General features: G+C 50.7%; 22 protein-coding genes and 1 tRNA gene. 7 read left to right on the top strand and 16 right to left on the bottom strand.

What is annotated here, in order from left to right; translation table 11 throughout:
- Window positions 1-42 precede the first annotated feature (42 nt).
- The 4 genes from ACLPHM_RS04890 to ACLPHM_RS04905 all read right to left on the bottom strand — a co-directional run bounded on the left by ACLPHM_RS04890 (window position 43) and on the right by ACLPHM_RS04905 (window position 5,533).
- Window positions 43-2,565, bottom strand: a complete 2,523-nt coding sequence (locus ACLPHM_RS04890; protein ID WP_430220139.1) for a DNA internalization-related competence protein ComEC/Rec2 — start codon at window positions 2,563-2,565, stop codon at window positions 43-45.
- A gap of 114 nt (window positions 2,566-2,679) precedes the next feature.
- Window positions 2,680-3,498, bottom strand: coding sequence for a TatD family hydrolase (locus ACLPHM_RS04895; protein ID WP_430220140.1), 819 nt, complete (start codon window positions 3,496-3,498; stop codon window positions 2,680-2,682).
- Window positions 3,499-3,573: 75 nt separating this feature from the next.
- Entirely contained in the window at window positions 3,574-4,266 is a 693-nt protein-coding gene (locus ACLPHM_RS04900) for an ABC transporter ATP-binding protein (protein WP_430220141.1), read from the bottom strand.
- On the bottom strand, window positions 4,259-5,533 hold the full coding sequence (locus ACLPHM_RS04905) for a lipoprotein-releasing ABC transporter permease subunit (RefSeq protein WP_430220142.1): 1,275 nt from the start codon (window positions 5,531-5,533) through the stop codon (window positions 4,259-4,261). Before ACLPHM_RS04905 ends, ACLPHM_RS04900 begins: the two co-directional genes overlap by 8 nt.
- 39 nt (window positions 5,534-5,572) lie before the next feature.
- On the opposite strand from ACLPHM_RS04905, the gene ACLPHM_RS04910 reads away from it, so the two are divergent.
- Window positions 5,573-6,514 (top strand): hypothetical protein, encoded by a 942-nt coding sequence (locus ACLPHM_RS04910; protein WP_430220143.1) that lies wholly within the window; start codon window positions 5,573-5,575, stop codon window positions 6,512-6,514.
- On the top strand, window positions 6,499-8,223 hold the full coding sequence (gene recJ / locus ACLPHM_RS04915) for a single-stranded-DNA-specific exonuclease RecJ (protein ID WP_430220144.1): 1,725 nt from the start codon (window positions 6,499-6,501) through the stop codon (window positions 8,221-8,223). Before ACLPHM_RS04910 ends, recJ begins: the two co-directional genes overlap by 16 nt.
- On the opposite strand, the gene ACLPHM_RS04920 is transcribed toward recJ, so the two are convergent.
- Window positions 8,220-9,134 carry a DMT family transporter gene (locus ACLPHM_RS04920; protein ID WP_430220145.1) on the bottom strand — a complete coding sequence of 305 codons (915 nt, stop codon included), beginning with the start codon at window positions 9,132-9,134 and terminating at the stop codon, window positions 8,220-8,222. The two genes, recJ and ACLPHM_RS04920, sit on opposite strands and share 4 nt — an antisense overlap.
- A 243-nt stretch (window positions 9,135-9,377) precedes the next feature.
- Between ACLPHM_RS04920 and prfB the strand changes: the two genes are divergently transcribed.
- The 3 genes from prfB to lysS all read left to right on the top strand — a co-directional run bounded on the left by prfB (window position 9,378) and on the right by lysS (window position 12,771).
- A protein-coding gene (gene prfB / locus ACLPHM_RS04925) for a peptide chain release factor 2 (protein ID WP_430220146.1) occupies window positions 9,378-10,482 on the top strand; the annotation gives its coding sequence in 2 pieces (ribosomal slippage) (window positions 9,378-9,458 and window positions 9,460-10,482; 1,104 coding nt in all).
- Window positions 10,483-10,486: 4 nt separating this feature from the next.
- Complete coding sequence (locus ACLPHM_RS04930; RefSeq protein ID WP_430220147.1) at window positions 10,487-11,242, top strand: SDR family NAD(P)-dependent oxidoreductase; 756 nt, start codon at window positions 10,487-10,489, stop codon at window positions 11,240-11,242.
- A 14-nt stretch (window positions 11,243-11,256) separates the two neighbouring features.
- Window positions 11,257-12,771, top strand: coding sequence for a lysine--tRNA ligase (gene lysS, locus ACLPHM_RS04935; RefSeq protein WP_430220148.1), 1,515 nt, complete (start codon window positions 11,257-11,259; stop codon window positions 12,769-12,771).
- Between the two features lie 93 nt (window positions 12,772-12,864).
- Here lysS and ACLPHM_RS04940 read toward each other — a convergent pair whose 3' ends face one another.
- From ACLPHM_RS04940 to uvrB, 5 genes are all read right to left on the bottom strand, one after another.
- Window positions 12,865-13,185 (bottom strand): HesB/IscA family protein, encoded by a 321-nt coding sequence (locus ACLPHM_RS04940; protein WP_430220149.1) that lies wholly within the window; start codon window positions 13,183-13,185, stop codon window positions 12,865-12,867.
- Between the two features lie 8 nt (window positions 13,186-13,193).
- Window positions 13,194-13,577, bottom strand: a complete 384-nt coding sequence (locus tag ACLPHM_RS04945) for an iron-sulfur cluster assembly scaffold protein (RefSeq protein ID WP_430220150.1) — start codon at window positions 13,575-13,577, stop codon at window positions 13,194-13,196.
- Between the two features lie 16 nt (window positions 13,578-13,593).
- On the bottom strand, window positions 13,594-14,787 hold the full coding sequence (locus ACLPHM_RS04950) for an IscS subfamily cysteine desulfurase (RefSeq protein ID WP_430220151.1): 1,194 nt from the start codon (window positions 14,785-14,787) through the stop codon (window positions 13,594-13,596).
- A 1-nt stretch (window position 14,788) separates the two neighbouring features.
- Window positions 14,789-15,307 (bottom strand): Fe-S cluster assembly transcriptional regulator IscR, encoded by a 519-nt coding sequence (gene iscR / locus ACLPHM_RS04955; RefSeq protein ID WP_430220152.1) that lies wholly within the window; start codon window positions 15,305-15,307, stop codon window positions 14,789-14,791.
- Window positions 15,308-15,454: 147 nt separating this feature from the next.
- Complete coding sequence (gene uvrB, locus ACLPHM_RS04960) at window positions 15,455-17,482, bottom strand: excinuclease ABC subunit UvrB (RefSeq protein ID WP_430220153.1); 2,028 nt, start codon at window positions 17,480-17,482, stop codon at window positions 15,455-15,457.
- A gap of 138 nt (window positions 17,483-17,620) precedes the next feature.
- Between uvrB and lexA the strand changes: the two genes are divergently transcribed.
- Window positions 17,621-18,274: a transcriptional repressor LexA gene (gene lexA / locus ACLPHM_RS04965; protein WP_430220154.1), complete on the top strand. Its 654-nt coding sequence runs from the start codon at window positions 17,621-17,623 to the stop codon at window positions 18,272-18,274.
- Window positions 18,275-18,342: 68 nt separating this feature from the next.
- Here lexA and lon read toward each other — a convergent pair whose 3' ends face one another.
- The 4 genes from lon to tig all read right to left on the bottom strand — a co-directional run bounded on the left by lon (window position 18,343) and on the right by tig (window position 24,301).
- On the bottom strand, window positions 18,343-20,787 hold the full coding sequence (gene lon / locus ACLPHM_RS04970; protein ID WP_430220155.1) for an endopeptidase La: 2,445 nt from the start codon (window positions 20,785-20,787) through the stop codon (window positions 18,343-18,345).
- Between the two features lie 155 nt (window positions 20,788-20,942).
- A complete protein-coding gene (gene clpX / locus ACLPHM_RS04975) occupies window positions 20,943-22,229 on the bottom strand; it encodes an ATP-dependent Clp protease ATP-binding subunit ClpX (RefSeq protein ID WP_430220156.1) in 1,287 nt (428 codons plus the stop codon).
- 98 nt (window positions 22,230-22,327) lie between these two features.
- Window positions 22,328-22,990, bottom strand: coding sequence for an ATP-dependent Clp endopeptidase proteolytic subunit ClpP (gene clpP, locus ACLPHM_RS04980; RefSeq protein ID WP_430220157.1), 663 nt, complete (start codon window positions 22,988-22,990; stop codon window positions 22,328-22,330).
- Window positions 22,991-22,993: 3 nt separating this feature from the next.
- Entirely contained in the window at window positions 22,994-24,301 is a 1,308-nt protein-coding gene (gene tig, locus ACLPHM_RS04985) for a trigger factor (protein WP_430220158.1), read from the bottom strand.
- Window positions 24,302-24,583: 282 nt separating this feature from the next.
- On the opposite strand from tig, the gene ACLPHM_RS04990 reads away from it, so the two are divergent.
- Window positions 24,584-24,668: transfer RNA gene (locus ACLPHM_RS04990), tRNA-Leu, on the top strand.
- Window positions 24,669-24,769: 101 nt separating this feature from the next.
- Here the strand turns inward: ACLPHM_RS04990 and ACLPHM_RS04995 are convergent.
- Together ACLPHM_RS04995 and ACLPHM_RS05000 are read right to left on the bottom strand one after the other, a co-directional pair.
- Window positions 24,770-25,330 carry a hypothetical protein gene (locus tag ACLPHM_RS04995; RefSeq protein WP_430220159.1) on the bottom strand — a complete coding sequence of 187 codons (561 nt, stop codon included), beginning with the start codon at window positions 25,328-25,330 and terminating at the stop codon, window positions 24,770-24,772.
- A 309-nt stretch (window positions 25,331-25,639) separates the two neighbouring features.
- A complete protein-coding gene (locus ACLPHM_RS05000; RefSeq protein ID WP_430220160.1) occupies window positions 25,640-25,894 on the bottom strand; it encodes a hypothetical protein in 255 nt (84 codons plus the stop codon).
- Window positions 25,895-25,905 lie beyond the last annotated feature (11 nt).

Here is a 25,905-nt window from a genome sequence, read left to right on the forward strand (position 1 = left end):
CTGCGCCAAAGTAGGAAAAGAGTACTGTCCATTCTACACGCATCATTGGCTCTCTTTAAGCGTCTGATCACAGGATGCTTGTAGCGCAAAAATGGGGTGCTGCCAATAACGCGCCCGCACTTGGCGTTGGCACTGCACTTGCATACCTGAACCCTGCGTCAGGATACGCACGGCTCCCGCATAATCAGTACGAACAAACGCCGTTTTAAATCGCTGCCAACGCCTAACCACGTCGGTATGCGGGTGCCCAAAACGGTTCTCCCAACCTGCTTGTGCGATAGCCCACGTTGCCTGCATAGACTGCACCCACTGCACTGACGACGAGGTACGAGAGCCATGATGCCCCACGACCACCACATCATGCGGCGCTATGCACCGCTTTAACAATGCTGCCTCTTGAGCAACGCCTATATCCCCTGTTAGTAGCAGGCTCTTCCCGTGCGCACTACGTATGCTCAACACGCAACTACGCGCATTGCTGTCTTTATTCCTTAACGCCGATGCATCTGGCCACTCGAAGCTAAACTGCACGCCATCCACCTGCCATGACATACCTTGTTGGCAGATCTGTTGCGAGGTTGTAGGTAACAACGGGGACGCTACCCCTAATAGTGCTGCTTCACGCCCAAAATACGCTCGCGCAGAAAAGCTCGTATACAGAGCACGCACCGGTACAGCTTGCAGCACATTCAATGCACCACCAGTATGGTCCAAATCGTCGTGGGACAATACCAACCAATCTAGCGCAGTAATACCCTTGGCCCGCAAGAACGGCACAATTACCCTGTCGCCCACATCGTTCTGATGACTTAAGCGCAGACCCGTATCAAAGAGCAAGGCATGATGGCGCGTTTGTACCAACACCGCACCACCTTGCCCTATATCCAAGACATCAGCACGCCACTCACCTTCAGCGATAGGTTCGCGCCCCCATAGCAAACACGGCAGCAATCCTACCCAACCCCAATGCCTGCCTGGTAGCCCTTTAGGCAAGAAGGCATACCCCATGCCTAACGCCGCTATCCCATACGTCCACCACGGCGCCCACGCTACAGCCACACTGGCTGCAGGAAGTTCGCACAACCATTCGGTGGGCCGCATCATGAACTCCAACAGCGTATGAGCTAACCACGCCACGCCTTGTGTCACTGCAGAAAATGCTGCTATGGGCGCAACCAACATCAACAACAAAGACAAAGGAGTAATGACCATCCCTATCAGTGGAATGGCGTAGGCATTACTAAGTGGTGAGATAAGCGAGACTTCATGAAACTGCCAGCCCAATGCGGGAAATAGCGCCACGCTAATCACTACCTGCCAAGCCGACACCTGCAGTACATAACTAACAAGGGCCGACCACCCTTGTTTGAGTTGCATCGCATGTCCCTGCCAGTGATAGCACAATAGCAGTACGGTCACAGCCCCAAACGATAACCAAAACCCACTAGCGACTACCGCCCACGGGTCTAACCAGACCACCAATGCTGCCGCTAAGGCTAAGGTTTGCGACGGCTGCCACGACACACCGGCTAAACGCGTACCCACCACCACTGCCAACATTAAAAAAGTACGTTGAGCAGGTACACCCCAACCCGCTACCGTGCAATACAAGGCGGCCACCAACAACGCCACACACGCTGCTATTTTTTGAGCCGGCCAATACTCCGCCAAGGCCACCTGTTTATAGCGTAACCGCCGCCAACACCATGACATGACCGTAGCGACAAACACAGCCATTAATGTGACATGCGAGCCGCTAATAGACACTAAGTGCGTAAGCCCCGCCCGGTTAAACACCAACCAATCTTGGCTGGCTATGCTATTTTGATCACCCACGCTTAACGCTAACAGCACTCCGCCGTAACGAGAGGATTGCACATAGGGGAGCATGGCCTTGCGTAGTTCATAACGCAGACTTTGCGCCATCACCGACCACGATCGCTGCCACCATGGCAGCGTGAATAGCAGTTTGGGCTCACCGCGTACGCTACCTAAGGCCCGAATCCCATGACTAAAACTGTATTGCTCGTAATCGAAACCCTGTTCGTTCTGATAACCATGCGGTGTTTTCACCAACATATTGCTTTGCCACACTTGCCCAGGTGATACCGTAGGGAAATCAGCTTTTACAGGCTGGCTATAAGGCCCCACCCACGTAGCGGCCGACCAACTTACCTGTATGGTGCTAGGTAAACCCTCTGGTTTGCTCTGACGTACTCGTGCGGTGAAATGTAGGCTACTTGGCGTTTGCTGCGGTAAACCTATCACCTCAAACTCCACACGCGATACCCTATTCTCATCCGCAGTTGGTAAGGCTTGTACTAAACGCTGCTCGGCAGCTACGCCCACCCACCACACAGTCAGCGTCGCGGCCATCACAGGCACCAGCACATAAGCAAATACTGGTATGCGCCAACACAGCACGCATCCCAGCACCACCCACAACCATAGGCTGTACCACAGCCAACCTGCCGGTAACTCAGAAAATGTGTGCACCCATACGGCGGCGGCCACCATAGCGAGCGCCGTGATTCGTCCAGAGAATTGTCGTTGTAGCAATCGCATAGACGCTATGCAAAAGCCTTAGGCTACTGCCAAGCAGTAGCAACTAGGCTCCAGCACACACCGTTATGTCTGTGCGATTCTTTACGTAGGTAACGAGAACAGCGCGGCGCGTTACTAGGCTAATCGCGGCAAGACTTCAAGCGCATTGCTTCCTGTCTGCTGGATAACAGTCTCTAGCGGTACACCGCGTAACTCTGCCAGCACTTGGGCCATACGTACTAAATGCACTGGTTCATTACGTCTCGCCAAGGGGGAATCATCCTCTTCCCCCGCTTTACCCAACCATGCGGGTGGAATATCGGGCGCATCCGTTTCCAGCACAATTGCCGTGAGCGGTAAATCGCTGGCTAAACGGCGTATTTGTTTGGCGCGCTCAAATGTCATGGCACCACCAAAACCTAACTTAAAGCCCAAATCCAGCAAAATTTCGGCCTGTTGCTGGCTGCCATTAAATGCATGGGCAATACCACGTAGCGTAGGATGCTGACGCAAGTATTTTGTGATGACGTCCACAGAACGGCGTACATGCAAGATCACAGGCAAGTGATAACGCGCAGCCAATTTGACTTGGTGTTCGTAGAACTCCAACTGGCGCTCGCGCATCTCTGGTGTACAGAGTTCCGGCACAAAGAAATCAAGCCCTATTTCACCCACACCCACAAAACGCGGGTCGCTCAACGCCTGCTGCACCGTTGTTTCTAATAGTTCTAGATCACCGTCTTGCGCGCGTGGTACGTATAAAGGGTGAATACCTAGGGCGTAGTAAACACCCTCATGTTGATGAGCCAAATCACGCACAGTCTGGAAGTTACTTGCCTCAACCGCAGGCACCACTACCTTTTGCACACCAGCCGCTTGCGCACGCGCCCACACTTCGTTGCGATCCGCATCAAACTCTGGGGCATCCAAATGGCAATGGCTGTCTATCAACATGGCTACATCCTTGATGATTCGGGCGCTTGCCACCGTTCCAGCAATCAGCGGATAGCAATGCGCCACGCCCTCACATTATTGTAGGTTGCCGTCCACCATGTGCAACTGCCTATGCGCGAGCGACGCCAAGGCCACATCATGCGTCACAATCACAAAGGCGGTGCCCAGCTCCCTATTCACTTCCTGCAACAAGGCAAACATCTCATCAGCGGTGTGGCGATCCAAGTTACCCGTGGGCTCATCAGCCAACACACATGCTGGGTTAGAGACCAATGAACGCGCCAAGGCTACTCGCTGACGCTCCCCCCCTGACAATTGCCCAGGGAAGTGATCCAAGCGCTCACCCAAACCCACACGCTCTAACAGCTTCTGAGCTTGTACTCGTGCTTCGTCGCGTTTTAAGCCACGCACAATCAACGGCATGGCGGCATTGTCCAGCGCATGAAACTCAGGCAATAGATGGTGAAACTGGTATACAAACCCCAAGGCCTGATTACGCAAGCGACTGCGCTGTTTTTCACCCATGCTGTCAGTTTCTTGACCTTGCACCCACACCTTACCAGTTGTGGGTTTATCCAGCAGTCCCAGTATGTGCAACAACGTGCTTTTACCCGAACCGGACGCCCCCACAATAGCGACCATCTCACCTGCCTGCACTTGCAACGACACATCATGCAAAATGCTGATATCGCGGCCCGCTTCGCTATAACGCACCCCTAAGTCACGGGCTTCAATCACGGGGGTAGAAGACATTACAGAATCAGTCATGACGCAGTACCTGTGCAGGTTGCAAACGCGAGGCACGCCAACTGGGGTACAGCGTTGCCAAGAACGACAAAATTAACGAAGTCACCGCAATGATGACGATATCGGTCACTTGCGGGTTAGACGGTAAAGAGCTGATGAAATAGATTTGCTCGGGCAAGAATTGCAAGCCAATCAGGTTTTCAATAAACGGCACAATAACGTCTACGTTATAGGCGATCAACACCCCTAACAGCACGCCTAGACCTGTTCCCAAGAAACCAATCAAGCTGCCTTGCACCAAGAAGATCCGTGCAATCTCAGCGGGCGTTGCCCCTAGCGTACGCAAAATAGCAATATCACTGCGTTTGTCTTTGACCGCCATCACCAATGAAGACAGCAAGTTAAAGGCAGCCACAGCAACAATCAGTGTCAGGATCAAGAACATCATGCGCTTTTCTGTTTGCACAGCAGCAAACCAGGTACGGTTGTTGCGTGTCCAGTCGCTAGCGATCACGCCACTGGGCAATTGGCCTTGCAGCTCTACCGCTACTTCAGGGGCTTTTTGCATATCCTTAATACGCAACCGCACACCACTTACACCGCTGTCACGGAAAATACGCGCGGCATCTTGCACATTCACAAACGCCAGCGACGCATCGTATTCATAATGGCCAGACGAAAACAGCCCCACTACCGTGAACTGTCGCATACGCGGTGAAAAACCAGCCGGAGAAATCGTGCCTTGAGGCGCCATCACCATTAAGGTATCGCCCTGACCCACCCCTAGCGTCTTCGCCAACTTTTGCCCTAGCACAACGCCAAAGCTGCCATCTTTTAAGGCATCCAAACTACCGGCATACAGTTGATCTGCCAGCTCTGAAACTTGCGTTTCCACACTAGGGTCAATACCGCGAATTTGTGCACCGCTCAACACGTTATTGCGCACCAACATACCTTGCGCGCCCACAAATGGTGCAGCCCCTTGCACGGCTGAATTCTGTTTTGCATCGTTGGCAATATCGGGCCACATTTCCAGTACACGCTGATGCGGCTGCCCAGGATAAAACAACTCTATATGCGGCAAAACCGACAACATTCGGTCACGCACCTGTGTTTGAAAGCCATTCATGACTGAAAGCACTACAATAAGAGCCGCAACCCCTAAAGCGATACCCGCCATGGAACTTCCAGCGATGAACGAGACAAACCTGTCCCCTCGCTGTCCTGCTTTACGCTTAGATCGGGTCAATCCCGCATAGCGCGCTCCAACCCACCATTCAAACGACATAAATTTTGCCACCGCACGTGTATTAGACAGAAAACTTCTATGCAAATAGTACTCTCAGGCGCCCTGCCTGAACCACCCTACGCATCAAAACTTTTGCCTGAGCTGGAAAAAGCTGCCCCCACCCTCGTTCGTTGGCTTAACCAAAGCCAAAGCACATTGCAAGTTCTGGATAGCAATCAAGAACGCTGTACTGCGCTGGAGTACTGGCAACTGCAACAGGCAGGATTCCAACCCAAACCCGCTCAGCATAGTAGCGCAGGTCTGGGGGTTTTGTGGATGCAATCGCAACAAAACCTAACGTTAGCCCCTGAGGCTGCCGTTTGGTTAGGTGAGTTGGTGCATATCTCGCCGTCACGCGATGGCGCTGCGCTAATACCCGCTGCTGATCTGGATATCTCATCAGAAGATAGCGAAGCATTGTTCAACAGTAGTGTGGCCTGGTTCGAGGGCACAGGTTTTTCTGCAGAATACGTGAGTGCTCAGTGTTGGCGCATTCATCCCCCTGAGGACTTCCACGCACGTACGGTAAGCTCTGCCTTAGTGAGCCAAAGCGCTGTAAACCACTGGTGGGAACAAGATACCGAAACACGCCCATGGCGCAGGCTCGTAAATGAATTGCAAATGTTCTGGTTCAACCACCCCGTTAACCAGCAACGTTCTGCCGAAGGCAAACTCCCCATCAATAGTTTGTGGCTACAAGGCGGGGGCTGTGCAGCGCAATTCCAGAGCGCGCATGCCGCCCCCTATCAGCTCTTTACAGACTTAGAAGACTCGTTACAGCAACAAGATTGGTCGCGTTGGCTAGAAGCGTGGCAGCTTTTGGAAAAAAACTGCTTTGCACCACTGCAACAGCAGCCACCTTCTGTGGTGTTATGCGGCCAAAGCCGCCTACTGAGCGTCAACCCACAGCCTGCTGGCTTTCTGCGTAAGCTTTTTGCCTCCAAGAAAAACGATTGGAAGAAACAATGGTCATCCCTGTAATACAAGATCGTACAGTCAACCCCGACTACGTCAACACACTTACCAGCGCAGGCACACACCCATTGCTAGCCAAGCTGATGGCAGCCAGAGGGGTGTCTAGCACAGAAGAGCTCGCTACCGACTGGGCGCAAATGCTCCCGCCTGCCCTGCTGCGCGACCTGCAACATGCGGCGCGCTTTTTGGCCGATGCCATTGCCGCCAACAAGCGACTGCTAGTCGTAGCAGATTACGACTGTGATGGCGCTACGGCATGCGCCGTAGCCGTACGCGCATTACGCATGATGGGAGCTACAGTTAGCTTCCTAGTACCCAATCGTTTTGAAACAGGTTACGGCCTATCGCCGGCCATTGTTGATCTGGCCTTAGTACACGAAGATGGCAAACCTGACGTACTGATCACCGTAGATAACGGTATTGCCAGCGTAAGCGGTGTGGAAGCAGCCAAAGCCGCAGGTATGGAAGTTATCATTACCGACCACCACTTACCCGGCGATGAACTGCCTGATGCATCTGCCATCGTGAACCCCAACCACCCCGACTGCAACTTTGCCTCTAAAAATCTGGCCGGTGTGGGTGTAGTGTTTTATCTGATGTTGGGCTTGCGCGCCGAATTACGACAACGCGGTGTATTTGATGCCAAGACTCAGCCTCGCCTGAATCGCCTCAGCGATCTCGTCGCCTTGGGTACGGTCGCCGACGTGGTGCGTTTAGACAGCAATAACCGCTTGCTGGTGAATCAAGGCTTGCAGCAAATACGCTCTGGCATCATGCAACCCGGCATTGAAGCACTATTTCGCGTTGCCGCGCGCCATCCTGGGTTAGCCAGCACCTTTGACTTAGGCTTTGCGTTAGGCCCTCGCATTAATGCCGCTGGTCGCTTGGCTGACATGGCCTTAGGTATACGCTGCCTGCTTAGCGATGATCCAACTGAGGCCATGTCGTTGGCACAAGAGTTGGAGGACATGAATCAAGATCGTCGCCAGATCGAACAGCACATGCGTCAAGAAGCGCTGGTGGCGGTAGAACAGCATGTGAGCCACAACCCTGAACAACGCGCCAGCCTGTGCGTGTATCACCCAGACTGGCACCAAGGTGTAGTGGGTTTGGTGGCATCCAGACTCAAAGAACAATTCTGGCGCCCTGTGCTGGCTTTTGCTCGTAGTGACGATGGCATCATGCTGAAAGGCTCGGGTCGCTCTGTGCCTGATGTACACCTGCGTGATGTATTGGACTTAGTCTCTAAACGCCAGCCCGGCATCATTGCCCAATTTGGTGGCCACGCGATGGCTGCCGGCTTAAGCATCAAAGAAGAAAACTACGCCGACTTCATGCTGCTCTTTGATGAGGCTGTGCGCACCCTAAGCGGGCGCGAGTACTTTGAGCCCATTATTGAAACCGATGGCAGCCTGTCGTTGGAGCACTACAGCGTAGAGACCGCCTACTTGCTGCAGTCACAGGTCTGGGGAGCTGGTTTCCCTGCCCCCTTATTCCGTGACCGCTTTATTATTCGTCAGCAGCGCTTACTGAAAGACCGCCATCTGAAATTACAAGTAGAGCGTGGCACCCAAGTGCTGGATGCCATCTGGTTTAATCACAACCAATTGTTAGATGGCGTTGTTGAAGTAGTGTATAGCTTGGCCCCCAACACGTGGAACGGCCAAACCTCATTGCAACTGATTGTGGAGTACGCCGCTAGCGTCAATGCTTAAGCGACGTTGCGTTTGCGGGATGCCAACATAATCCCGCCCACAATCAAAGCAAATGCAATAGCGTGGAAGGTTTTTGGCAGCTCATTCAAGAACACCGTGGACAGCAACGCCGCAAACAAGGGAATAAAGTTCGTAAAGAAGCCCGCTGTAGCTGGCCCAGCACGCTGCACCCCTTCCCCCCAACAGTACAGAGCCACAATGGCCGGGCCTATCGCCACATAGGCCATCGCCCAATACAGCTCAGTCCCCCAGTGAATGTGCACATCAAAGACCGCCCACTCGCCCCACGCAAAGAGGCCGGACCACACCGTACCAAACGCCACTTGTGATATCAGCAAGGTGGCCCAGTTACGTCGCACATCGTCAGGGTGCTTTTTAGCCAACAATAGCCAGCTATAAAAGGCCCATGCGATGGTGGATAGAATCATATAGAAATCCCCTATCACTAAGCGCATAGACATAATCTGCGTCAGATCGCCACGGGTCAGAATAATTACCACCCCACACAACGAGACGACACCGCCCAGCAACTGCCAGCGGTTCATCAGTGAACCAAAAAACACGCGCCCAATCAGCAGCATCCATATAGGCATGCTGGCCCCAACGAGAGTCACGTTAATGGGGGTAGAACTTTGCAATGCCATGTACTGCAAAGTGTTGTAAAGACCAATACTCAGCAGCCCTAAAATGGAATAACGCTTCCACTCTTTCCATAATTGGCTACTGGGTCGCAAAACCGAATAACCAAACGGCAACAAAATAAGTAGCGCAATAATCCAACGCACAAAATTCAGCGTCACCGGCGGAATCATGTCGCTCACGATACGCCCTACGATGGCATTGCCCGCCCAAAGCATGGTTGGAATAACAAGAAAAGCCACCGTGGCTGGGGTAAGTTTTGACTGACTCATTACGACATATGTGCCCCATTATGTCTCCGTAACAGGGCTAATTTCTTATGGTTAAAAACTTAGTATAGTGAAAGCCACTTTTAAAAACGAATGATAATAATTCCTTAAAATCAGCTGAATGCACACAAAAAGCCGCACTCACCCTGCCCTTATATGATCTAACAGGTTAAAATTATTCCTTTTGACCGAATTTTGGGCATAGCACTAATCATGGCTATGCCACCACACAGGAAGTACATCGCTATGGAAGCCGAACGTCAAAACGCCATTGAATCGCACCTGGAAGATTACATCAGGCGCGAGGCTGAACTACGGAGGTATCTTTGACTACGATGAAAAAGCACACCGCTTAATCGTAGTTAATGCTGAGCTAGAAAGCCCAGACGTCTGGAACGATCCTCAACACGCCCAAGAGCTTGGCCGTGAAAAGAAAAGCCTAGAAGGCGTAGTGACCGAACTGGACGAAATCCGTAGTGCGTTGCACGACAGCAAAGAGCTGTTCGACTTGGCTGCCATCGATGATGACGATGACACCCTGCAAGCCGTAGAAGAAGACATTGCCAAAGCATGTGAACGTATAGAAGAACTCGAGTTCCGTCGCATGTTCTCTAACCCCGCTGACCCATCCAACTGTTTTATGGATATTCAAGCTGGTGCTGGCGGTACAGAAGCCCAAGACTGGGCTTCTATTTTGCTGCGCCAATACTTGCGTTATGCCGAACATAAAGGTTTCAAAGCTGAAGTGCTAGAAATCTCAGACGGTGAGGTAGCGGGCATTAAATCAGCCACCATTAAAGTCGAAGGCGAATACGCCTACGGTTTGCTGCGCACTGAAACTGGCGTGCACCGCTTGGTACGTAAAAGCCCGTTTGACTCCAACAATGGCCGTCACACCTCGTTTAGCAGCGTGTTTGTCTACCCCGAAGTAGACGACTCCTTTGAAATCGAAGTGAACCCTGCCGACTTGCGTGTGGATACTTACCGTGCCAGTGGCGCAGGTGGTCAGCACGTGAACAAGACCGACTCTGCGGTACGTTTGACTCACTTGCCTTCCGGTATTGTGGTGCAGTGTCAAAACGACCGCTCCCAGCACCGTAACCGTGCAGAAGCCATGCAAATGCTGCGCTCTAAACTGTACGAAAAAGAGCTGCGTGAACGTATGGCTGACCAGCAAAAACTGGAAGATGCCAAGAGCGATGTGGGTTGGGGTCACCAGATTCGCTCCTACGTGCTGGATCAAAGCCGTATTAAAGATTTACGTACTAACCTAGAAGTATCCAACACCCAAAAAGTGCTGGATGGCGACCTAGACCCCTTTATTCAGGCCAGCCTGAAGCAAGGGCTATAACACCATGAGCACACAGCGCGTAGTGATTATCACAGGCACGTCAAAAGGCTTAGGTGCTGCTATGGCACAGCAAGTGCTAGACGCGAACACCACGCTATTTGCGATTGCCCGAAGTGACAACCCCTCTTTGGCCGCTCTTGCTCATCAGCAAGGCGCTACACTGCACGCTTTGCAAGCAGACTTATCGTCTGCTGAAGGCGTACAGACCACACAAGAGTGGCTGCAACACGCGCTGCCCCGCACCGCACAGCACTATTGGCTAATCAATAATGCTGGCACGGTAGAGCCTGTTGCCCAAGCTAATCAGCTTAACGATGCACTGGCTATACAACACGCCCTACAGTTAAATGTAGGCAGTGCCATTGCCTTATGTGCCACGCTGTTGGCCGCTACCGATGCCAGCGCTGCTGAACGTCGTATTTTGAATATTTCTTCAGGTGCTGGTAGACGCAGCGTAGCGGGCTGGGGCGTTTATGGTGCAACCAAAGCGGCGTTAGATTTCTACACGCAAACACTGGCCATGGAAAACCACCCTCGCCTGCGTTGTGCCTCGCTCGCTCCTGGTGTCATTGATAGCCATATGCAGAGCGTCATACGTCAACAGAAAGTCTCTGATTTTCCCGACCTACAACGCTTTCTTAACCTACATGCCGAGCAACAACTCAGCTCCCCAGAGGAAACGGCTGCACACATTCTGCGCCACATGGGTAGCGATGTGTTCGGCAGCACCCTCCTGGATGATATCCGTCGTTATTTGTAAAGTTTACTGAAACCATGACTCAACCTACTCCTGCCCCGCATGCCGACGAAAACCATTTGATTACCGAGCGTCGTGGCAAGCTTCAACAACTTCGTGAAAATGGTGTGGCTTACCCCAACAATTTTCGCCCTGCCGACCAAGCCGATGCATTGCACGCTACTTTTAGCGAGCACGAAAAAGAAGCGCTGGCCGAATTGAAACACCCTGCATCCGTTGCTGGGCGCATGATGCTGAAGCGAGTAATGGGTAAGGCCAGTTTTGCCACACTGCAAGACGGCAGCGGCCGTATCCAGATTTATCTGGATAAAAACTCGGTAGGCGAAGACGTATACGAACAATTTAAAACTTGGGATATTGGCGACATGCTGGCCGTTGAAGGCATCATGTTCAAAACCAATAAAGGCGAACTGTCTATTCATGCAAGCAGCATCCGTCTGCTGGCTAAATCACTGCGCCCCCTGCCCGACAAATTCCACGGCTTGGCTGACCAAGAACTGCGTTACCGCCAACGTTACGTAGACCTCATCATGAACGAAGAGGTACGTGGCACCTTCTTGGCACGTAGCAAGATCATTAACAGCATCCGTCAGAACATGCTGCAAGAGCGTTTCCTAGAAGTGGAAACGCCTATGCTGCACCCTATTCCAGGTGGTGCATCGGCCAAGCCATTCGTGACACACCACAATGCGTTGGACATGGAAATGTACCTGCGTATTGCACCAGAACTGTACTTGAAACGTCTGGTAGTGGGGGGCTTTGAGCGTGTATTCGAAATTAACCGCAACTTCCGTAACGAAGGGGTGAGCCCACGCCACAACCCTGAGTTCACCATGATGGAGTTCTACGCGGCTTACACCGACTACCGCTGGTTGATGGACTTCACCGAAGAACTGATCCGTAACGCAGCAATTGCTGCACACGGCACAGCCGTATTGACGTACCAAGACCAAGAGCTGGATTTAAGCAAACCCTTTGAGCGTTTGACCATTATCCAAGCCATTCAGAAGTACGCCGAAGGTTACCAAGAAAGCCAACTGCAAGACATAGACTTCTTGCGTACTGAGCTGAAACGCCTGAAAGTAGACGTAAGCAACCCACCACTGTCTAACGCAGGTCTGGGTGCATTGCAACTGGCACTGTTTGAAGAAGTAGCCGAGTCCAAACTATGGAACCCTACTTACATCATCGACTACCCAGTAGAAGTGTCGCCATTGGCTCGTGCATCGGACTCCGAAGCAGGCATTACCGAGCGTTTTGAACTGTTCATCACCGGCCGCGAAATTGCTAACGGCTTCTCGGAGTTGAATGACCCCGAAGACCAAGCACAACGCTTCCAAGCTCAAGTAGCTGCTAAAGATGCTGGTGACGAAGAAGCCATGTACTACGATGCCGACTACATTCGTGCATTGGAATACGGTATGCCTCCTACAGGTGGTTGCGGTATTGGTATTGACCGTTTGGTGATGCTGCTAACAAACAGCCCAAGCATCCGTGACGTGATTTTGTTCCCACACCTACGTCGCGAGTAATACCCGCTTGCAAGCCAACCCGCTACGGGTTGGCTGCAACAAAAAAGGCTCAATGTGTACACATTGAGCCTTTTTTTAGTACCTAACTACTGATTAGACAGTGAACGACTCACCGCAGCCGCAACTCGCTGCCTCATTAGGATTGTTAAATTTAAAGCTGCTGCTTAAGCCTTCACGTACGAAATCGATTTCCGTACCATCGATGAAAGGCAAGGCCTTGGGATCCACATACATGGTAATGCCGTGCTCAGAGAAGATCTGATCACCCTCTTTACCCTCGCTCACGTAGTCCCATTTATAGGCCATGCCAGAGCAGCCCGTTAATCGCACACTCAAACGCATTGCTTGCGCATCATTTTTAGTCAAATGATGGTTAATGTGTTTAGCCGCGTTTTCAGTTAATGTAATCGCCATGTTTTACCTCATTCATCCTGTGACGGTACAAGTTTGCTCGCCGCATCGCGTAGCACTTCTACAGCCAAAATAGTGCTGTGCAACTTCACTGCTGGCAAATCCAAGGCCTGCATAAGCTCAGCACTGGTCAACGATGCCAATTGCTCTACACGCTTACCCTCTGCCCATCTACAGGCATATTCTGCCGCAGCAATCGTGACACCACAACCATAGGCTTGAAACCTAGCCTGCTGGATGACACCGTTTTCATCCAAACCTAGCGACAGCCTAATTGCCGCACCTTCTTGCACCGAACCCGCCAAAGCACTGCCTGTTTTTGCTGCCGTAATTGCGAGCACCCCAGCATGTTCGGGCTGTTTGAAATATGACTCTACCTGCGCGTTATACCGCATGATATCCCTTTACCTACTACACCAACGAGCTGCTTTGCTCGTGTTCCCAGAAGGGAGACAAATTACGCAAACGCTCTACACTGTGGCGTATGGCCGCAATGGTAGTGTCTACATCTTCTTTTGTGGTCTGACGCCCTAAGGAAATTCGCAACGAGCTATGTGCTTGTTGATCGGTACGTCCCAGCGCCTTCAACACAAAAGAAGGCTCCAAACTGGCGGATGTACAGGCTGAACCGCTGGATAACGCCAAACCCGATAAATCCATCATCAGGGCTTCGCCCTCTACCCCATCAAAGCTCACACTGAGGTTGTGAGGCACGCGCTGAGACAACGAACCATTAATGTAGATATTGGGGATGGACTGCAACCCCTGCAACAACTGCTGATGCAATTGCTGTATGCGTGCGCACTCTTCTTCGCGTAGTTGCTCAGCCAACTCAAATGCAGCACCCATGCCTACAATTTGATGCGTCGCCAACGTGCCAGAACGCATACCACGTTCGTGCCCACCACCATGCATTTGCGCCTCTACACGTACACGCGGTTTACGACGTACATACAGCGCCCCCATACCTTTGGGGCCATACACCTTGTGTGCTGACATAGACAATAAATCGATGCCCATGGCATCTACATCTATAGGTAGCTTACCTACAGCTTGAGCCGCATCCACATGCAACAACGTACCGTTTTCATGGCACAACGCGGAAATAGCCGCCACATCTTGCACCACACCAATTTCGTTGTTCACCAACATGACACTGAACAACGTCGTATCTGGTCGCAAATGCTGGCGTAGTAATTCCAAATCCAGCAAACCATCTGCCTGCACCGGCAGGTAGTCCACTTCAAAACCTTGCTGTTCTAAAGCATGGCAGGTGTCTAACACCGCCTTGTGCTCGGTTTGCAGGGTAATCAGGTGTTTACCTTTGTGCTGATAAGCCTGCGCCACCCCTTTGATGGCCAAGTTATCAGATTCGGTCGCACCCGATGTCCACACAATATCGCGTGCCTGCGCACCTATAGCGTTTGCTACCTGCGCGCGCGCGCGTTCAACGGCCTCTTCTGCATCCCAGCCATAGCTATGGCTGCTGGACGCCGCGTTACCAAAACCGTCTTGCAACCAGTACATCATTTGCTCTAACACACGCCCATCCAAAGGTGTGGTAGCGGCATAATCCAAATACAGTGGTCTAGATTGTTTCTGCACGTCAGCCACCAAAGTTGAAAACACTGGAGGCTACGGGTGTGCTAGTTTTTTGCACTGAAATGACTTCCTCGTCGTTATGAGCCGCTTCTTCTAGCTGACGCAAACGCTGCTGGTCTACTAAATCTTGTAGCGACACTGAATCTAGGTAATCCACCATTTTACGGCTTAGGTTGGCCCACAGATCATGTGTCATGCACTGACCTCGGCCACCACCAGCACCCAACTTGCAATTGCCTTTGCCCTTGCAGTTTGTAGCATCAACCGGTTCGTCTACCGCGAAAATAATGTCGGCAACCGTAATGTATCTAGCCAGCCTAGCCAGTGAATAACCACCGCCAGGCCCACGCGTGCTTTCCACCAATTCATGGCGGCGCAGCTTTCCAAACAACTGCTCTAGATACGACAACGAAATATGCTGACGCTCACTAATTTTAGCCAAAGTGACTGGCCCACTTTGTTGTCGTAACGCCAGATCTATCATGGCCGTTACAGCAAAGCGGCCCTTTGTCGTCAAACGCATACTGAAACTCCTCAGCTTATGGCGGGCACTATTGTGGCTGTTTATACCCGACTGATTTAGTCCAGTATAGCAAACAACACCGTCAAAAATAAGGGTTTTCCCACAACACAATACACCATTTCGTACCGTGAAAACAACGCGAATACTTTACAGCCCCAATAGTGCTTTTTCTTTCAACTGACGCAACTGATCACGCGCTTTAGCCGCCTGTTCAAACTCTAGGTTTTTCGCATGATCCATCATTTGTTTTTCTAGACGTTTGATTTCTTTGGCTAGCTTTTTCTCGTCACCCAGCACATCGCTACCGATAATACTGTACTCAGTCTCAACCACTGGTGCTGCTGACACACCATCAATCAGGTCGCGCACTGCTTTATTCACACCACGTGCTGTAATACCGTGCTCTAGGTTAAACGCCACTTGTTTTTCACGACGGCGCTCTGTTTCGCTCATCGCTTTATGCATAGAATCTGTAATTCTGTCTGCATACAAAATAGCGTGACCATTTAGGTTACGCGCTGCCCTACCAATAGTCTGAATCAAACTGCGCTCGGAGCGCAAGAAGCCCTCTTTATCGGCATCCAGAATGGCGACTAAAGAGACCTCTGGGATATCCAAGCCCTCACGTAGTAAGTTAATGCCCACTAACACATCAAACATACCCAAACGCAGGTCGCGGATAATTTCCACGCGCTCTACCGTATCAATGTCAGAGTGTAAGTAACGCACCCGCACACCGTTTTCAGCCAAATAGTCGGTTAAGTCTTCCGACATACGTTTGGTCAGCGTGGTGACTAAAATCCTTTCTTGAGCAGCCACACGCAGTTTAATCTCGCCCAGTAGGTCATCCACCTGCGTCGTCGCTGGACGCACCTCTACTAACGGATCTACCAAGCCTGTAGGACGCACCACCTGCTCTACTACCGCATCTGCATGCTCTTGCTCGTAGGCTGCAGGCGTTGCCGACACAAACACCGTTTGCGGCATGCGCTGCTCGAATTCTTCTAGCTTCAGCGGGCGGTTATCCAGCGCCGATGGCAAGCGGAAACCAAACTGCACCAGCGTTTGTTTACGCGAGCGGTCCCCCCTATACATACCGCCTATCTGCCCCATGGTGACGTGACTTTCATCGATAAACATCAAGGCGTCTTTAGGTAGGTAGTCGATCAAGGTAGGCGGAGGATCACCCGGCGCTGCACCCGATAAGTGTCTGGAGTAGTTCTCAATGCCTTTGCAAAACCCCAGTTCGTTCATCATTTCCAAATCAAAACGTGTGCGCTGTTCTATGCGTTGAGCTTCGACTAATTCGCCAGCTTTCACAAACTGATCCACTCGTTCACGCAGTTCGTCTTTGATGGTTTCCATCGCGCGCAAAATCGTTTCGCGCGGTGTCACAAAGTGCGACCCGGGGAACACGGTATAGCGACGTACATCTTGCTGGATCTTGCCTGTCAGCGGATCAAATAACGCCAAAGACTCGATTTCATCATCAAACATGGTGATGCGTAGCGCTTGCTCCGCGTTCTCGGCAGGGAACACATCAATGACCTCACCCCTAGCCCGGAAAATACCCCGCGCAAAGTCAGCATCGTTACGCTCATACTGCATCGCCACCAAGCGTGCTAATAACTCTTGCCTAGGCACCGTATCCCCTACGCGCAAGGTCAGCACCATCGAGTGATAATCGCCGGGGTTACCAATACCGTAGATACTGGACACCGACGCCACAATGATGGTGTCGCGACGCTCTAACAAGCTTTTAGTGGCTGACAAACGCATCTGTTCTATGTGCTCGTTAATCGAGGAGTCTTTCTCGATAAACATATCGCGTGAGGGTACGTACGCTTCAGGCTGATAGTAATCGTAGTACGACACGAAGTATTCCACCGCATTACGCGGGAAGAACTCGCGCATCTCGGCGTACAACTGCGCCGCCAAGGTTTTGTTTGGCGCCATCACGATGGCTGGCCTGCCCGTACGAGCAATGACGTTTGCCATGGTGTAGGTCTTGCCCGACCCAGTCACCCCCAGAAGAGTCTGGTACATCAAACCATCGTCTAACCCCTCTACCAGCTTTTCAATAGCCGCAGGCTGATCACCCGCTGGCGGGTACGGCTCGTACAGCGAAAAGGGGCTATCGGGGAAACTGACAAAACGCGGAGCAAACTCTGACATAAGATAGGTGACACGAAGTCCTAAAGAAACAGCCGGCATAAAAATGTGCCTAGATCAGCCCAAAGGCCCATACGGCTTGATTTTTCTTGTATTTTAACGCAAAATCATTGCTGTATAAATAAACAGCATCAATATATCATGGCCGTCAAACTTACCATCAGGCAACAACAGGTGCTTGATATCATCCGTCAAGAGATACAGCGCACCGGTTTCCCTCCCACCAGAGCCGAAATCGCTCAGACGTTGGGCTTCAGGTCGGCCAATGCTGCCGAAGATCACCTTAAGGCCTTGGCAAAAAAAGGCGCCATCGAATTAACCGCTGGTGCATCGCGTGGTATTCGTCTTGTACAAGACGACTCTACCCTGCCTGCAGCCGCCAACGACCACGATATCGCCAGCAACAACTTGCAGCTCCCCATCATTGGTAGAGTAGCTGCCGGTAGCCCTATTCTGGCTAGTGCTCATGTAGAACAAGAAATTGGTGTTGCCCCTAACCTGTTTAGCCAAACACCCGATTACTTGCTGCGCGTACGCGGCCTTAGTATGCGTGACATCGGCATTTTGGAAGGCGACTTGCTTGCCGTCAAAAAAACTACCGAAGCTCGCCATGGCCAAGTGATTGTGGCCCGCCTGGGTGACGATGTGACCGTTAAGCGTCTGCACATCGAAGGTAAAACCATTAACCTGATGCCCGAAAACCCAGACTTCGAGCCTATACCTGTGTCCGACGAAGACAACTTCAGCGTAGAAGGTATTGCTGTAGGCCTGATCCGCAATACACCCATACACTGATTATTGGTTTTATCGCGATAAAAAAACAGCCCAGTACTAACTGGGCTGTTTTTATTTTGACACCAAGCTTAGTGCGTCGTACTCAAACCACCTGCACTGCTCACTGCTTTGTTAGCAACAGCGGCTTCCGCTGCCAGTCTGGCAACTTCTTCATCGCTTAATGGCACAGGCATTTTTTCTAACGCCACTTCCAGCACTCTATCGATCCAACGCACTGGAATAATCTCCAAGTGGTTTTTAACGTTGTCTGGAATCTCAGCCAAATCCTTCACGTTTTGCTCAGGAATCATGACGGTTTTGATACCACCACGCAGTGCTGCCAGCAGTTTCTCTTTCAAACCACCAATTTCCAGCACCTCACCACGCAGTGTGATCTCACCTGTCATGGCAACATCAGCACGGATAGGAATACCGGTCAACGACGACACAATGGCTGTGGTGATCGCAATACCTGCAGATGGACCATCCTTAGGTGTAGCACCATCAGGGAAGTGCACGTGCAAGTCACGTTTCTCAAAAGTAGTGTCAGGAATACCCCACTTCTGAGCACGCGAGCGAACTACCGTACGAGCGGCTTCCACCGACTCTTTCATCACGTCACCAATAGAACCCGTACGCTGTACGTTGCCTTTACCTGGCATGTCAGCAACTTCGATGGTGAGCAAATCGCCACCCACTTCAGTCCATGCCAAACCAGTCACTTGGCCTACCTTGTTCTCGGTTTCCGCCACGCCAAAGGTATAGCGACGTACACCCAAGAACTCTTCTAGGTTCTCGGAATTCACCACTACCGTTGTTGGTTTAGCATTCGACTTCGCTGCTTCCAAGAACTTACGCACTACCTTACGGCAGATTTTGCTGATTTCACGTTCTAGCGAACGCACACCAGCTTCGCGTGTGTAGTAGCGAATCATGTCGCGCACAGCGTCTTCGGTAACTTCCAACTCACCGTCTTTCACACCATTGTGTTTCACCAACTTAGGAATCAAGTGGTCAAACGCAATGCGTACTTTTTCGTCTTCGGTATAACCAGACAAACGAATCACTTCCATACGGTCTAACAGCGCCGGTGGAATATTCAGCGTATTGCTGGTGGCCACAAACATTACGTCGGACAAATCGAAGTCTACTTCCAAGTAGTGATCTTGGAAGGTGTGGTTTTGTTCTGGATCTAGCACTTCAAGCAATGCCGATGACGGATCGCCACGGAAATCCATACCCAACTTGTCGATTTCATCCAGCAGGAACAGCGGGTTACGCACGCCCACTTTGGACATGTTCTGCAGCACTTTACCTGGCATGGAGCCAATGTAGGTACGACGGTGACCGCGAATCTCGGCCTCGTCACGTACACCACCCAGCGCCATACGTACGTACTTGCGGTTGGTTGCGCGCGCAATAGACTGACCCAGCGAGGTCTTACCCACGCCTGGAGGCCCTACCAAACACAAGATAGGTGATTTCAGTTTGCTCACACGTTGTTGAACCGCTAAGTATTCAACAATACGTTCTTTCACTTTTTCCAGACCGAAGTGATCACTATCCAGCACTTCTTGAGCATTTACCAGCGAATTGCTGATACGGCTCTTCTTGCGCCATGGCATACCCACTAGGGTATCCAGATAGTTACGCACCACAGTAGCTTCTGCCGACATAGGCGACATTAGCTTCAGTTTTTTCAGTTCAGCTTCCGCTTTCTTCTGTGCTTCTTTAGGCAGCTTGGCTTCTTCGATGCGTTTTTCCAGTTCTTCTAGATCAGCACCTTCTTCGCCCTCGCCCAACTCTTTCTGAATGGCTTTTACTTGCTCATTCAGGTAGTAGTCACGCTGGCTTTTTTCCATCTGTTTCTTCACGCGGCCGCGAATGCGTTTTTCCACCTGAAGAATATCGATTTCAGACTCCAGCTGCGCCAACAGTGCTTCCAAACGACTGCCTACAGCAGCCATTTCCAGCATTTCCTGTTTTTGCTCCAGCTTCAAGCTCAGGTGTGCAGCCACTGTATCGGCCAGCCTACCTGGCTCTTCAATGCCAGTCAGAGAAGTGAGAATTTCTTGCGGGATTTTTTTATTCAGTTTGACGTACTGCTCAAACTGCGCCAACACAGCACGGCGCAAAGCCTCGTGCTCTGATGCCGACGCTGCAGATTCGATCTCTGCAGCCACAACCTTAGCTTTGAAACACTCGTCGGTTTCCGTAACGTCAACCGCACGCGCACGCTGCATACCTTCGACCAACACCTTCACGGTGCCATCGGGCAGTTTCAGCATTTGCAAAATGTTCGCTACACAACCTATTTCATATAGGTCGTCTTTGGAAGGCTCATCTTTGCTGGCAGTTTTCTGGGCAACCAACATAATGTGGTTGCCATCTTCCATTGCCAATTCCAACGCCTTGATGGATCGTGGACGCCCCACGAACAGGGGAATCACCATATGCGGAAACACCACCACATCGCGCAATGGCAACAGCGGTAGCTCCATGGGTTCCGTAGTAAGAATCTGGCTCGCAGACATAGCAAATTCCTTTTAATAAGCCCGTCATCCGCAAAAGGGAAGCATGAAGCTTCCCTTTTTAGATGCACTTCTTAACTGTAAGGTTGCGGCTATTTTGAATATTTCAAGAGCCAAGGAAGCAATGAGTCTGTTATTTATAACAGAAAGTTTCCCAGTTAGGCGGCTGCAGTGTCAGATGTTGCTGCCGATTTTTCTTCCTCGCTGCGTTCCACCAGAATGGGTTCACCTTTGCCACTCACAGCATCTGCTGTCAGTATCACTTTGCCCACATCAGGACGCGATGGCAACTCATACATTGTGTTCAACAGTGACTGTTCCACAATAGAGCGCAAACCACGAGCACCCGTCTTGCGAGTAATCGCGCGTTTAGCGATGGCACGCAGCGCATCATCTTCCACTTCCAAGCCCACGTCTTCCATCGCAAACAGTTGCTGGAACTGTTTTACCAAGGCATTACGTGGTTGAGTCAGGATTTGAATCAGTGAATCTTCATCCAACTCTTGCAAGGTTGTGACCACAGGCAACCTACCAACCAACTCGGGGATAATACCGAACTTGATCAAGTCTTCTGGCTCAACCTCGGTAAACAGCTCACCTACGCCACGCTCAGACTTAGAGCTTACTGACGCAGAGAAACCAATACCTGATTTTTCTGTACGATCCAGAATAACTTTATCCAGACCTGCAAATGCACCACCCACGATAAACAAGATGTTTGTGGTGTCCACTTGCACAAAGTCTTGGTTAGGATGCTTACGACCACCTTGTGGCGGCACAGAGGCAACCGTACCTTCAATCAATTTCAGCAAAGCCTGCTGCACACCCTCACCCGACACATCACGGGTAATGGATGGGTTATCAGACTTACGGGAAATCTTGTCAATTTCATCGATGTAGACAATCGCTTGCTGCGCCTTATCAACATCGTACTCGCAGCTTTGTAGCAGTTTTTGGATGATGTTTTCTACATCCTCACCCACATACCCAGCTTCGGTTAGTGTCGTAGCATCGGCCATCACAAATGGCACATTCAGCATGCGCGCCAATGTTTGAGCCAGCAATGTTTTACCGGAGCCTGTAGGCCCAATCAGCAAAATATTACTCTTGGAAAGCTCTACACCATCATCCGTGGTATTCGCATAACGAATACGCTTGTAGTGGTTGTAGACCGCAACCGCTAAGCTACGTTTAGGGGACTCTTGACCAATCACATACTGATCAAGAAACCCAGTAATCTCTTTGGGTTTAGGAAGCTCTGTTTTGATGGCTTCCTTCGCTTTTTCCTGTGACTCTTCGTGAATAATGTCACTGCACAAGGTAATGCATTCATCACAAATGAATACGGAAGCAGGTCCAGCTATTAGCTTGCCGACTTCGCTCTGGCTCTTGTTGCAAAACGAACAATGCAGGACTTTGTCATCGGACGAGTGTTTATCGGACATAAGACTCTGTCAAAAATAGAGAGAAAAAAGCATTTTCCCTACAAAACATCAAGTGCCCACACTGCCAGCACTTTCGCATGGCAGCGTGGTCACACCCATTAAGCTGTTTCGTCTGAACGATGTGTTAAGACTTGGTCAATCAGACCATAGTTTTTTGCATCATCTGAAGACATGAAACGATCACGCTCTGTATCCAGCGCAACTTGCTCAATGGTCTGGCCAGTATTTTTGGCCAGAATACCATTCAGACTATCACGCAAGCTCAGGATCTCTTGAGCATGGATTTGAATATCCGACGCTTGACCCTGCGCACCGCCTGATGGCTGATGAATCATGATGCGGGAATTAGGCAAGGCAAAGCGCTTGCCCTTTTCCCCCGCCGACAACAGGAAAGCACCCATGCTGGCTGCCATCCCGGTGCACAGCGTTGAAACCTGAGGTTTCACGAACTGCATGGTGTCATAAATGCCCATCCCTGCGTACACACCGCCACCAGGCGAGTTGATGTACAAAGAGATGTCTTTGTCTGGGTTTTCCGACTCCAAGAACAGCAGTTGCGCCACAATCAGGTTAGCGGATTGGTCATTAACCGGACCCACCAAAAACACCAAGCGCTCACGCAGCAAGCGTGAGTAGATATCGTAAGAACGCTCACCGCGACCAGATTGCTCTACAACCATAGGAATGTAGCCCAAACCGGACGGTGTTACTGCGTGTCCTCCATGCATCGAAGCATAGAAGTCGATAAAACTAGACGACATTAGTTAGTTCCCCATGATTTCGTTGAATGGCACGCCCTCTTCTGTAACTTTAGCGTTAGAAAGTACGTGTTCAACCACGTTATCTTCCAGCACTACAGCTTCGATCTCAGCGCGACGTTGACGATCTGACAGGTAGTATGTCACAACCTGAGCAGGTTGTTCGTAGTTCTGAGCAAACTCTTCGATACGAGCACGAACCTGTTCTGGTTTAGCTTGCAATTCAGCTGCTTTAACCAGTTCAGACAGCAACAGACCCAAACGTACACGACGCTCGGCTTCTTCTTTGAAGCCTTCTTCTGGGATTGGGAAGTTTTCAGCATTAGGCAAACCACGTGCTTTCAACTCTTCACGAGTGGCTGCAATACGGTTTTGCACTTCTGCATCGATCAGTGCTTTAGGCAGTTCGAATGTAGAGGCACCAGCCAATGCATCCATAACGCTTGCTTTTGTACGAGCTTGCACACGAGCTTTAACTTCACGCTCAACGTTGCTACGGATGTCAGCTTTCAGCGCTTCTACATCGCCTTCGGCTTGACCCAGCATTTTTGCAAAGTCAGCGTTCAACTCAGGCAGAACAGCTTCAGCAACTTCCGTTACTTTGATCTCGAATTGTGCTGTTTTACCAGCAACTTCGGTGCCACCGTAATCAGCGGGGAATGCCAGCGGGAAGGTTTTCTCTTCGCCTGCTTTCATGCCTTGAACAGCTGTTTCGAACTCAGGCAACATGCGGCCTTCGCCCAATACGAAGGAGAAGCCTTCAGCAGTACCACCTTCAAAAGCCACGTCATCGATCGTGCCTTTGAAATCCAACGTAATACGATCGCCGTCTTGAGCAGCGCGGTCTTCGCGAGCTTCAAATTGAGCGCGTTGTTTACGCAGGATATCGATAGTTGTTTGGATTTCTTCGTCGCCAACGTCTGCTGTGCTACGAGTAATTTCCAGTGCGGACAAATCAGGCACAGCCACTTCTGGGTACACTTCGAACGTGGCAGTAAATGCCATAGTACCTTCAGCAGGCTCACCTTCTTTAGGTTCGATGCTAGGTGTACCAGCAACACGTACGTCTGCAGCTTTCAGAGCTGCATCCATCGCTTTACCTAATTCAGCATTGATCACATCGTAACGGACGCTAGGACCGTGGCTGCGCTCAATCATGGCTAGTGGTGCTTTACCGGGGCGGAAGCCCTGAATTTTTGCGGTACGCGCCACACGTTTAAGTTGTGCCTGGACTTCTTTTTCGACATCGGCCACAGAAACGACCAGATCGACACGGCGCTCCAAACCGGACAGAATTTCAACCTCGGGCTGCATTAGAGACCTATTTGAGTGAGTTAGTGAATGAAAATAATCGGTTATTTTACCGCAAAAGCCGTCATCAATAACCGGCCAACCCTCTATTCAATAGCAAGCATAGTATCTATGTCTAGCATTTTTTAGGGTAAATCGAGTGATTGTACGCATACAGAGCCATGCATACAATCTCCGGCCCTGCCCTTTAGCTAGCATTTTTCTTTACTTCTACTAGAGGCAAGGACCCACACAAAAAAGCTTGCAGAATTTTTTTTACTCATCTATACTTCAATGCTTGTCTGTGCGAACGTGGCGGAATTGGTAGACGCACCAGGTTTAGGTTCTGGCGCCGAGAGGTGTGGGAGTTCGAGTCTCCCCGTTCGCACCAACAGATTGAAAAAGCATTGATTCTTTTGAGTCAGTGCTTTTTTTATTTGTGGCATCAGACTGGCATTCTTTCTGATAGCAATGCCATCCCTATGCAGCGTCTTATTTGCCGTCAATCGTGATCCAGACCTGATCCTCGGAAACGTCATACTCTTTGGCCAAGGCACTGACTGCCTCGCTTTTCGTTAAGCATAGTGATGGCCTATCTACCCACATCCCCTCATACTTGTCTTCGTCCAACATCCGTATCAGTTGATCTTCACTGGTAAGCATTCTTTGTTGCGACGAAAAACTCTCCAGTGCGGGTGAGTCTTCACCGCTAAGCGCTAGCGTTCTCTTGATCTTATAGTGAAGTAAGAGCGAGAAATCCCCGCTGTCGTTTTCTTCATAATCTACTTTAGGCCCCACAAATACGCTTGCCCTTTCTAACTCAGCAACTACGGAATCACCCTGTTTGGTACTGAAAAACAGATAGTGTATTTCGGTGAATTCAAGGGGATCTAAGGCTGTATTTTGCAAATAGCTAGGAAGGTTAGGCTTCACTTTCAAGGTCACCTCGCCCTCCCAACGCGCTACATACGCCGCAATCTCTACAGGCTCACAAACCACCATCAACCCTTTGAGCCCTCTTTTCCTTGCACCAATTGCCCAATAAAAACCCATGATGAAGCCCTAAAAAACAGCGAATGAATAATAACTGTATGCAGTGTAAGCCTCCCATCTATTAACTATGAAAGTAGCAGTTCCCTCTAGAGCATATGTCAGTCTTACCTACAAAATGTAAAGCTCTACTGCGTGAGTCGCTGCCTGCGCAGCAACCGTAATGAGTTTCAAGGTTCTTTACATCTACGTTACGGATCACCCCATCATAGGCACAAAAAAACCCGCAAAAGGCAGCAACCTTTGCGGGTTTTGATTGTTCGTAACCCTACGCTAACCGGAACTGCTACAGATATAAAAAAAGCTTGGCATTTAGCCAAGCTCACTTTCACGTACCCAAAACGGCTCTTTAGCGCCCTGTTTGTGCTTTCGCAGCACCACCTTATGAATCGCAGCCCGATGCTCACGATAGGTATCCAGACAGCTTTCTTCACCAACCCATTTTCCTGCTAAGGCTTCCAACGCATTGAGGGATACATTTCCCAACACCCGTTCGCCTACATCCGTTAAAAAAGAAAATGCAACGCCTGATGGGTTAACTCTGTACTCAGCAAACTCAATATCCATTTTGTCCTCTT

It is taken from the genome of Paenalcaligenes sp. Me131, from assembly GCF_050487225.1.
Taxonomy (GTDB): Bacteria; Pseudomonadota; Gammaproteobacteria; order Burkholderiales; family Burkholderiaceae_B; genus Paenalcaligenes.